The 9784-nt window shown below is 69.1% G+C and carries 7 protein-coding genes; 2 read left to right on the top strand and 5 right to left on the bottom strand.

The features are described from left to right. Positions 1-705: 705 nt before the first annotated feature. Positions 706-2184 (bottom strand): phosphodiester glycosidase family protein, encoded by a 1479-nt coding sequence (locus ACTMTF_RS11820; RefSeq protein WP_441110627.1) that lies wholly within the window; start codon positions 2182-2184, stop codon positions 706-708. A 299-nt stretch (positions 2185-2483) separates the two neighbouring features. Between ACTMTF_RS11820 and trpS the strand changes: the two genes are divergently transcribed. Further along, positions 2484-3446, top strand: a complete 963-nt coding sequence (gene trpS / locus ACTMTF_RS11815) for a tryptophan--tRNA ligase (protein ID WP_441110626.1) — start codon at positions 2484-2486, stop codon at positions 3444-3446. Here trpS and ACTMTF_RS11810 read toward each other — a convergent pair. The 3 genes from ACTMTF_RS11810 to ACTMTF_RS11800 all read right to left on the bottom strand — a co-directional run bounded on the left by ACTMTF_RS11810 (position 3443) and on the right by ACTMTF_RS11800 (position 7462). Continuing rightward, positions 3443-5062, bottom strand: a complete 1620-nt coding sequence (locus ACTMTF_RS11810; protein ID WP_441110625.1) for a PucR family transcriptional regulator — start codon at positions 5060-5062, stop codon at positions 3443-3445. The two genes, trpS and ACTMTF_RS11810, sit on opposite strands and share 4 nt — an antisense overlap. Positions 5063-5127: 65 nt before the next feature. Then, a complete protein-coding gene (locus tag ACTMTF_RS11805; RefSeq protein WP_441110624.1) occupies positions 5128-6747 on the bottom strand; it encodes an AMP-binding protein in 1620 nt (539 codons plus the stop codon). Between the two features lie 13 nt (positions 6748-6760). Continuing rightward, the gene (locus ACTMTF_RS11800; protein ID WP_441110623.1) at positions 6761-7462 is read right to left on the bottom strand and encodes a TetR/AcrR family transcriptional regulator; all 702 of its coding nucleotides are present in this window, start codon (positions 7460-7462) and stop codon (positions 6761-6763) included. A gap of 55 nt (positions 7463-7517) precedes the next feature. On the opposite strand from ACTMTF_RS11800, the gene ACTMTF_RS11795 reads away from it, so the two are divergent. Next, positions 7518-8969, top strand: coding sequence for an MFS transporter (locus ACTMTF_RS11795; RefSeq protein WP_441110622.1), 1452 nt, complete (start codon positions 7518-7520; stop codon positions 8967-8969). A gap of 6 nt (positions 8970-8975) precedes the next feature. Here the strand turns inward: ACTMTF_RS11795 and ACTMTF_RS11790 are convergent, their stop codons facing one another. Then, positions 8976-9686 carry an alternative oxidase gene (locus tag ACTMTF_RS11790; RefSeq protein WP_397008865.1) on the bottom strand — a complete coding sequence of 237 codons (711 nt, stop codon included), beginning with the start codon at positions 9684-9686 and terminating at the stop codon, positions 8976-8978. Positions 9687-9784: the final 98 nt, after the last annotated feature.

The following is a 9784-nucleotide window of genomic DNA, read 5'->3' as shown; positions in this document are numbered from 1 at the left end:
CGGGAGGGTGTGGGAGAGTAGGTCACCGCCGGACAATCTTTCAGGTAGGGCTCCGACACTTTGGCTGTCGGGGCCCTTCCTGCTTTGGAGGGGGTTCCACACCTGCGGGTGCGGAACCCCCTTTTTTGCGTTTAAGTCGGCACGAGTGGTCGTGTCTCGACGGCGGTCGGCGTCGATGGTGATGCTGGACGTACCGCGATCAGCGTGCATGGCGTCTGCCGAGGAAGGCCAACCCTCATGTCGTCAAACTTCCCCATAGCTCGAACGGCTTGCCGGCCAGATGGAGCTCGGTGTCATGTCGCCCCGATGGCGTTGACGCCCTTCTGCTGAAAGGGCACCCGATCGCCTTTCACCGGCATACGCAGATGGTGAGCAGGCGGATCGAGCCGTACCAGCAAGAGCGTAGAAGAGCGTTCGTGCAACCGCGCGGAGAGGACCTCATCGCCCCGTTCGCCCGACCGTGCGAAGTTGGCCCCAACCGGCAGTTCACCCGATGGCACGGAAGCGGAATGGGCTGCACCGTGAAGGGGGAGGCCGTGGCATGTCCAGGATGAGCCACTCACCGCAGGGGACGCCGGTCCCGCCGTGCTGAACCACCGAGGCATGGGTGACCGAAGGCCCCGGAGACTGCGTCTCCGGGGCCTTCGGCTGGCGAGCCTTTGCTCTGAGGAGCTTTCGCGCTCTGAGGAGCCTCCTCGGCGACGACTACTTGGGCAGGACCAGCAACGCGTCCCCCACCGCGCGTTCCCGGCCGTCGGCGGGGTGGTTGACGACCTTCTTGCCGACCACCATCGCCGTGGACCCGCCGCCGTCGAGGTTGATCGCCTGGGTGGCGCCGAGCCAGCGCATGAACTGGGCCGCCTCGACGAAGTTGGCGCCCACCGTGACCCCGGGCCGGCGGCCGTCGATGGTGGCAAGGATGAGGCTGCCGTTGCGGGTGGTGCCGACCAGGGTTCGGGGGTGGCGGCGGAGGATCATGTTCATGGAGTCGTGGCCGTCACGCTTCGCGGTGATCGTGACCTGTCCGTTGCGGACCAGGCCGACGCCGCCGGCGACCACGTTCAGGTCGGGGGTGAGCTTGAGGTTTCTCTTGGTGCGCAGGTCCGTCAGCTTGGTGTCGACCTTGACGGTCCAGCCCTCCCAGGCGTGCTCGTTCAGCCAGTCGGAGGCGATGCCCGCGCCGTGCAGGACCCGCATGCCCTTGGGGACCGCGGCGCCGGAGGCGCGCAGGGTCACGACCTTGCCGTTGGCGTCGATGACCACGTCGGAGCCGTCGTTCGCGGGGGTCTTGGCGCCGTACTCCTCGGTGTAGAGGACGAGTTCGTCGGTCGCCGCCATGCGGTTGACGCCGTTCACGGGGAGCCGGGCGCCGTCCTCGGAGATCACGGTGACGGTGGACTTGAGCTCGGTGATGCGGGCCGTGCGTCCGCTCATGACCACGGCGGAGCGGCCGGGGACGGCCTCGCTGAGCAGCCTGCCGGCCACCACCGAGGCGCCGACGGGCTCGCCGCGCAACTCCTTGGCGGTGTGGATGTTGAAGAAGCCGCCGTTGACGGCGGCGATGGCGCCGCGCGCCTTGGCCATCGAGGAGACGGTCTCGCGCTTGGCGACGCTGGTGCCGAGGGAGGCGGCATAGCTGCCGCGGAACATCCTGGAGTCGATCATGACCACTTTGACGTCCCAGGGGCCGGTGGTCTCGAGGCCGTCGTCGCCGAGGTAGTCGGTCTTCACCTTCAGGCCGGCCTTCTTGAGCTTCTTGGCCATCTTGTCGGCCTTGGCCTTGTCCTTGAGCGTCCACAGGCCGACCCGCACCATGTAGACCTCCTCGGCGGGCGCGTCGGCGACCTGGGGACGCACCACCTTCTGCAGGCTGGCGATCTCCCCGGTGGCCTCCACTTCGGCGAGCTTGGCCTGGGCGGTCTCCAACTTGCCGTAGTCACGCCCGCTCGGCATGAGCACGGTCACCGTGTAGCCGTCGGTGGAGGTGCCCGCTTTCACGTCGTACAGGTCGATGCCCTTGGCCACGGCCGTCATGGTCTTGGTCGGCGCGGATCGTACGCCGAGCGGGAATTTGGTCGACGGGAACTTCACCGCCACCTGCTCCTCGGCGGCGGCGCCTGGCACGGTGGATGCCGTGAGCGTCGCGGCCACGGCCAGGCCGACGACAAGGGTGCGTCGAGACATGAAAACTCCAGAGGGCGGCAGAAAACAGACCGGCCCTATCCTGACGAGATCAAGGTCGCGAACGCAGCGAAACACGCCAATCGGTTGGAGTGGTTACGAGATCGACACCAGGTTGAGGTGGTGCCTTTGATGATTCACCGACAAAGGGCGTCGTCCATCTACAATGGGATGCATGAAGCGCATGTGCATGTGGTGGTGGCCGCGAGACGGCCGCTGACTTTCACCTGCACGGGCCGTCCTCGGGACGGCCCCCGCGCGTGGGTTTCCTCAGGACGGCATGACCTGAGGAGGAGCTCGACATGGACCACATCGTTCTCACCGGAGACCGCCCGACCGGGCCGCTCCATCTCGGCCACTACTTCGGCTCGCTGGCCAACCGTGTCGCGTTGCAGGACACGTACCCGATGTATGTTCTGATCGCCGACTACCAGGTGATCACCGACAGGGATCGGCCGGGGGAGATCCAGCGGAACGTCACCGATCTGCTCCTGGACTATCTGGCCGTCGGGCTCGACCCGGCGAAGGTGACGATCTTCCGGCACAGTGCGATCCCGGAGCTCAACCAGCTGATGCTGCCGTTCCTGAGTCTGGTGTCGGTGGCGGAGCTGAGCCGCAACCCGACCGTGAAGGACGAGATCGCGCACAGCAGTCAGCAGGCGGTCAACGGGCTGATGTTCACCTATCCGGTGCACCAGGCGGCCGACATCCTGTTCTGCAAGGGCACGCTGGTGCCGGTGGGCCGGGACCAGTTGCCGCATGTGGAGATGACCCGGCTGGTGGCGCGGCGGTTCAACGAGCGCTACGCCGAGGTCTTCCCAGTGCCGGAGGCCATGATGGGTGACGGCCCGCTGGTCAAGGGGCTGGACGGCGGCAAGATGAGCAAGAGCCGGGGCAACGCGATCCCGCTGTCGGCCACCGAGGACGAGACCGCGGCTCTCATCCGCAAGGCGCGCACCGACTCCGAGCGCCTGATCACCTTCGACGAGCAGGACCGCCCGGAGGTGGCCAATCTGCTCACACTGGCGGCGCTGTGTCTCGGCCGCCCGCAGCGGGAGCTCGCCGACGAGATCGGGTACGGCGGCGCGGCGGCGCTGAAAAGGCTGGTCACGGACGCGGTCAACGACTTCCTGCGCCCGATCAGGCGGCGTCGGCGTGAGCACACGGCGGAGGAGGCGCACGCGGCGCTGGCCGAGGGGAACGAGCGGGCGCGCGAGCGGGCGATCACGACGCTCGACGAGGTCAGGGACGCGATGAAGTTCTAGCGGCTGCTGTCTCTGCGGAAGGACTCCAGGGCCAGCAGTGCCACGTGCAGCGACAGGCAGGACTCGACGTCGTCCAGGTCGGTGTCGAGGATGCGTTCGAGGCGGCGCAGGCGGTCGTAGAAGGCGGGCCTCGACAGGTGCGCCTTCTGGGCCGCCACCGCCTTGTTGCGGCCGGCGTCCAGATAGATGCGCAGGATCCGGGTCAGGTCGCCGCCGCGCTGCGCGTCGTGCGCCAGCAGCGCGCCCAGCTCGCGCTCGGCGAACGTCTGCAGCCTGGCGTCGTCGCGCAGCAGGTGCAGCAGTCCGCGCAGGCGCAGGTCGGGCAGGCGATAGTAGGGCCTGCCGTCCGGCTGGCGGACGGCCACGTCGGCCACCTGCTCCGCCTCCAGGAAGCTGCGTCGTACGTCCCTGATGGACTCGACCATGGAGCCGGCGGCCAGCACGAAGGAGGCGCCGGGCTTCCACAGCGCGCGCAGCCGCTCGGCGAGCGCGGTCAGCGCCGGCTCGGGGCTGGTGCGGGGCGGCAGGGGCAGCAGGACGCCCACCCGGTCCTGGTCGAGCGCGCCCACCAGGGCCGGCAGCCGGGCGTCGCGGCAGGCGGCGGCGGTCGCCTCGGCCAGCTCGCCGAGCTCGGCCTGCCCGTCGAGTGCCTGGTCGAGCGCGTCGGTGGGGCGGATGACAACGCTGACCAGCTTGCGGCCGGTGAGCGGCACGCCCACCGCCCGGGCGCGCGCGGCGGCCTCATCGGGGTCGGCGTAGGCGTGGGTGAGGATGCCGGTGATGATCGTGCCGTGCGCCTGGCGCTCCAGGGACTCCTGGTGCCGCTCCAGCAGGCGGCCGAGGGCGAGCGTGGTGGCGGCGCGCTCGGCCAGCACCAGGTCGCGGGGCGAGGGCTTGGCCTCGCACAGCAGGATCAGCCTGCCCCAGTCCTGGCCGCGGGCGCCGACGGTGGTGACCAGCCAGCCGGACGCGGCGTCGTAGGCGGTGCGCTCGGCCGGGGCCACCGCCCGCGACCTGCTCTCCCAGCCGGCCAGCAGCGTGCCGGTGTCGCGGCCGGCCGACTCACAGGCCAGCACCTGGTGGGCGAGGTTCTCCAGCAGCACCGGGCGGCCGGACAGCCGGGAGACCTGGGCCAGCACCTCCGCCGGTGACGCGCCCTCCACCGACAGCTCGGTGAACACCTCGTGCAGCTGCTCCGAGGCGCGCAGCTCCTCAAGCTGGATGTCGATGATGCGGGCGTGCACGGCCTCGGTGATCTGCACGAACGGCGTCTCGCGGGTCAGCACGATCAGCGGCAGCCCGTGCTCCTCGGCGCACTTGACCACCTCGGCGGGCAGCTCGCGGACGAACCTGCGGCCCAGCTCGACGATCAGCCCGGAGGCGCCGACGGAGGAGAGCTCGACGATGTAGTCGGTGAGCTTGCCCGGGTCGTCGGGCAGGGCGACGCCCGTGGTGAGCACCAGCTCGCCGCCGCGCAGCAGCTGCGCGATGTCGGCGATCTCGCCGACGTGCACCCACCGCACCTTGGTGTCGAGCCGGTCCGCGCCCGCGACGACGGCCGGGTTACCCCGGCGAACGCTTTCCAGGACGAGAATGTCGGCGATGGTGGGCAGCACATGGGCGAGCCTATCCGATCATTTTGTAAGAACGGAGCGAGGCCGACTGACAGAGTGCAAGCTGATCACTTCAAGATGTCGTCCTCCCGGTATTCGCGCCCGGCCGGCTGGTCGCGGAGCTGCCCGCGCCGGATCTTGCCGGAGATCGTCTTCGGCAGCTCGCCGAACTCCAGCCTGCGCAGCCGCTTGAACGGCGCGAGCTCACGCCGGGAGTGCTCGAAGATCGACCGCGCCGTAACCTCGCCGGCCTCGAACCCGGGCGCGAGCGTCACATACGCCTTCGGTACGGCGAGTCGTACCGGATCAGGGGCGGGCACCACGGCCGCCTCCGCCACGGCCTCGTGCTCCAGCAGCACGCTCTCCAGTTCGAACGGTGAGATGCGATAGTCGGAGGCCTTGAAGACGTCGTCGGTCCTGCCCACGTAGGTGATGTAGCCGTCGGCGTCCCGGGTGGCGACATCACCCGTGTGATAGTGCCCGTCTCTCATCGCTTCACCCGATCCAGCGATATATCCGGACATGAGGCCTAGGGGGCGGCGGTCGAGCGGAAGGCAGATCTCGCCGTCGTCGCCGGGCTCGCCGGTCTCCACGTTCAGCAGCACCACCTCATAGCCCGGCAGCGGCTTCCCCATCGAGCCGGGCCTGACCGGCTCGCCGGGCACGTTGCCGATCTGGGCGGTGGTCTCGGTCTGGCCGTAACCGTCCCTGATCGTGATGCCCCACGCCTTGGCCACCTGGTCGATGATCTCGGGGTTGAGCGGCTCGCCGGCGGCCACCGCGGTGCGCAGCGGCAGCTGCCACGTCGCCAGGTCCTCCTGGATGAGCATCCGCCACACGGTCGGCGGCGCGCAGAAGGTCGTCACCCGCTCGTCGCGCAGCACGCGCAGCAGCTCGGTCGCCGAGAAGCGCTGGTAGTCGTGGATGAGCACGGTGGCGCCGGCGTTCCAGGGGGCGAAGACGTTGCTCCAGGCGTGCTTGGCCCAGCCGGGGGAGGACACGTTGAGATGCACGTCGCCGGGCCGCAGGCCGATCCAGAACATGGTGGACAGGTGGCCCGCCGGATAGGAGGCGTGGGTGTGCTCCACCAGCTTGGGCTCCGAGGTGGTGCCCGAGGTGAAGTAGAGCAGCAGTGTGTCGCCCGCCCGGGTGGGGCCGTCGGGGACGAAGCGCTCGGCCGCGTGCGTGCTGTCGTGGTAGGACAGCCAGCCGTAGGCGTCGCCGATCGCGATGCGGGTGTACGGCCCGCCGCCGAACCTGCTCGCGTCCGCGGCGTTCGCGATCACGTGGGAGACGCCGCCGCGCTCGATCCGCTCGGTGATGTCCTTGGCCGTCAGCAGCGTCGTGGCCGGGATGATCACCGCGCCGAGCTTCATGGCGGCCAGCAGCGACTCCCACAGTTCGGCCTGGTTGCCCAGCATGAGCAGGACCCGGTCACCGCGCCTGACGCCCTGCTCGCGCAGCCAGTTGGCCACCCGGTTGGAGCGGACGGACAGCTCGGCGAAGGTGTAGGAGACCTTCCCGGTGATCTTGAGGGCGATCGCGTCGGGCGTCTCGGCGGCCAGCACCCCGTCGAACCAGTCGAGCGCCCAGTTGAACTCCGTCAGCTCGGGCCAGCGGAAGTCGCGGCGGGCGGTGTCGTAGTCGGCGTGGAGCAGGAAGTCACGGGCCGCGCGGAAATCGCTCATGCTCCGGATCCTGCTACGTCACCAGCCGAGCCTCAAGGCCATCAAGCACCGCGCCGAGCCCGAAACTGAAGGCCATCTCCCGCACCTGGTCCGGATCGAGATCCCAGGAACCCTGGACGCTCTCGGCCAGGTCGGGAATGCCGGCGGTGGCCTTGGTGACGGCCTCGCGCATGCTGTCGGGGTCGTAGCCGCCGTCGGCCTTCGACTTGTTCCAGGCGAGCTCCGGGATGGTCATGCCGAAGACGTAGGCGGTGAGTGTCGTGTTCGCGTAGTCGATCTCCAGGCCGGCGAATCCGGCGAGCTTGAAGGTCCTGCGCAGGACCGCGGCGAAGGCCAGGGCGTTGGGGCCGAGTGACGGCATGCGCCCGATGAGCTCGCCCGACCAGGGGTGGCGCAGGATCAGCCGGCGCATGCCGTGGGCGGCGGCCGCGACGGTCTGCCGCCAGGTCGTCGCAGTGGGCTCCGGCACCGTGATCTCGCTCCAGAAGTCGTCGTAGGCCAGCTCCAGCAACTCCTCCTTGTTGGCGACGTACCAGTAGAGGCTGGTGGCGCCGGTGCCGAGCCGCGCGCCGAGTTTGCGCATGCTGAGCCCTTCGAGGCCCTCGGCGTCGAGCAGCTCGATGGCCGCCCTGACGATCTCGTCGCGGCTTCGGCCGGGGCTCTTGGCAGGGCGCGGCTCGCGCGTCCAGACGGAGGTGAACTGCTTGCCGGTCACCTCCCCAGGATAAAGGCACTCGCACACCGTACGAGCTTTGTCGTACAGTGTGCGAGTGAAATCGAACACTGTACGAGATCCCCGCCGCTGGTGGATCCTCGGCGTCCTGTGCCTCGCACTGCTCGTCCTTTCCGTGGACGGCACCGTGCTCAATCTGGCGATCCCCTCGCTGATCAGCGATCTGGGGGCGTCATTCTCCGAGATCCAGTGGATTCTGGACGCCTACGTGCTGGCCTTCGCCGGGTTGTTGCTCACGGCGGGCAGCCTGTCGGACCGCTACGGCCGCCGGCTCTTTCTCATCATCGGCCTGGTGCTGTTCGGCGGCGCGTCGGTGCTGGCCGTGTTCGTCACCGAGCCGTGGCAGCTCATCGGCGCCCGCGCGCTGATGGGCGTCGGCGGGGCGATCATGATGCCGTCGACGCTGTCCATCCTGATGACCGTCTTCGACGAGGAGGAGCGGCGCAAGGCCATGGCCGTGTGGGGCGGGGTGGCGATGATCAGCGTGATCCTCGGGCCCACGCTGGGCGGCTTCCTGTTGGAGAACTACTGGTGGGGCTCGGTCTTCCTGCTGAACATCCCCATCGTTGTGATCGCGATCGTGGCCGCCGTGGTGCTGATGCCGGAGACGCACAGCGCCGGGCGCAAGCTCGACCCGGTGGGTGTGGTGCTGTCCATCGTCGGGCTGACCGCCGCCGTCTATGTGATCATCGAGCGTGAGTTCGACCCGGTGATCATCGCGGTGGCGGTGGTGACGCTCACCGCCTTCGTGATCTGGGAGCGCCGCCAGGAGCATCCGATGCTGCCGCTCCAGCTCTTCAGGAACCGTAACTTCAGCGGGGCCTCGTTCGCCATCCTGCTGATGTCGTTCGGGGCCGGGGCCGTGATGCTCATGCTGACCCAGTATCTGCAGTTCGTGCTCGGGTACGGCGAGATGCGCGCCGGGCTGGCCCTGCTGCCGTACGCGGTGGCGGCGGCCATCTTCAACGGCGTCGGCGCCGGGCTGGGGCAGAAGGTCAGCAACCGGACGCTGATCGCCGCGGGCCTGCTCGTCATGGCCGGCGGCTTCGCCGTCATGGCGACGACCACCGGCTACCTGCCGCTGCTCGTCGGCCTCGTGGTCATGGGCGTGGGCGGCGGCCTCGCCGGGCCCTCGGCCTACGCCTCGCTGATGAATGCGATCCCGCTGGAGTACGCGGGGGTCGGCTCGGCCATGAACGACACCGTGCAGCAGGTCGGCCTCGCCATGAGCATCGCCATCCTGGGCAGCGTGCTGGCCGGGGTCTTCACCGCCTCCATGCCCGAAGGCGCCCCCGAGGCGGCCAGGGAGTCGATCGGCGTGGCGATCGAGGTGCCGGCCCTGGTGGAGCAGGCCAAGGCGGCCTTCACCGACGCGGTGCACCTCGGGTCATGGGTGGGGGCCGGATTCTGCGTGGCCGCGGCACTGCTCGCGCTCATCGTCATCCGGCCCGCCGCTCCTGCCGCCGCCCCTGAGCCCGTCAGCGTCTGACCCGGGCTAGCGAACACGGGGCTCGCGCATGCTCTCCAGGCTGTCGAGCTTGTGCGTACGCTCGTCGTGGCCGATCTGCCGGAGCAGGTCGGCCACCGAGCGGTAGCGGCCGTACTCCGCGGCGTAGGTTCCGGGGTCGGGGACGAAGTCCAGGTCCGGGTTCTCCGCCACGAAGGTCATGTACTCATGCTCGGCGTGGTCCTCGAACTCGGCGTTCAGCCGGTAGCTCCAGTCCGGCCTGACCAGGAACAGCACCCAGGACACGTGGTAGTAGAAGAACGCGATGATCCAGGGCGCCGCCTTGTGCAGGAGCCAGCCCTGCTTGTCGCCGGCGCGCTGGACCAGATCCTGCATGATCAGCAGGTGCCACTGCTCGTTGTCCTGGTCGGCGCGGGCCTCCACGATCCGCTCGAAGACCCTGCGGGCCAGCGCCGAGCGGCCGGCGTGCCGGTGCACGGCCCAGTAGCCCATCCGCTCCCACGCCTGGTAGGGCACCCGGGCGATGATCTCGAGCATGGCGAACTTGGTGTACGAGCCCTGCTTGCCGTACAGGATGTCGACGGGCTTGAACATCATCTTGGCCAGCAGGCTGTAGTCCATCCGCGGGGTGTCCATCGTGTCCTGCTGGGCGCGGCGGAGTTGCTCGCGGTCGAGCTTAGGCGGCCCGGACGGCGCCTCGGTGCGCCGGTGGGCGGTGAAGTCGGTGGTGATCGTCATGGCCGGTCTCCTCAGGTCGTTCGTTCGATGACCTGATGGTGCTCGACCGGGACCATGCCGGTCGTCGGCCGCTGGAGGGCTTCTCGGGTGCCTCCCGC

The organism is Nonomuraea sp. ZG12 (genome assembly GCF_052068115.1).
Classification (GTDB): Bacteria; Actinomycetota; Actinomycetes; order Streptosporangiales; family Streptosporangiaceae; genus Nonomuraea.
The sequence above is the reverse complement of the archived record's forward strand: the minus strand, read 5'-3'. Positions and strand labels throughout refer to the sequence as shown.

Excerpts from the sequence above, each read along its gene's own strand:
- ACTMTF_RS11820 (WP_441110627.1), bottom strand. The coding sequence starts at position 2,184 with ATGTCTCGACGCACCCTTGTCGTCGGCCTGGCCGTGGCCGCGACGCTC.
- ACTMTF_RS11790 (WP_397008865.1), bottom strand. The coding sequence starts at position 9,686 with ATGACGATCACCACCGACTTCACCGCCCACCGGCGCACCGAGGCGCCG.
- ACTMTF_RS11805 (WP_441110624.1), bottom strand. The coding sequence starts at position 6,747 with ATGAGCGATTTCCGCGCGGCCCGTGACTTCCTGCTCCACGCCGACTAC.
- trpS (WP_441110626.1), top strand. The coding sequence starts at position 2,484 with ATGGACCACATCGTTCTCACCGGAGACCGCCCGACCGGGCCGCTCCAT.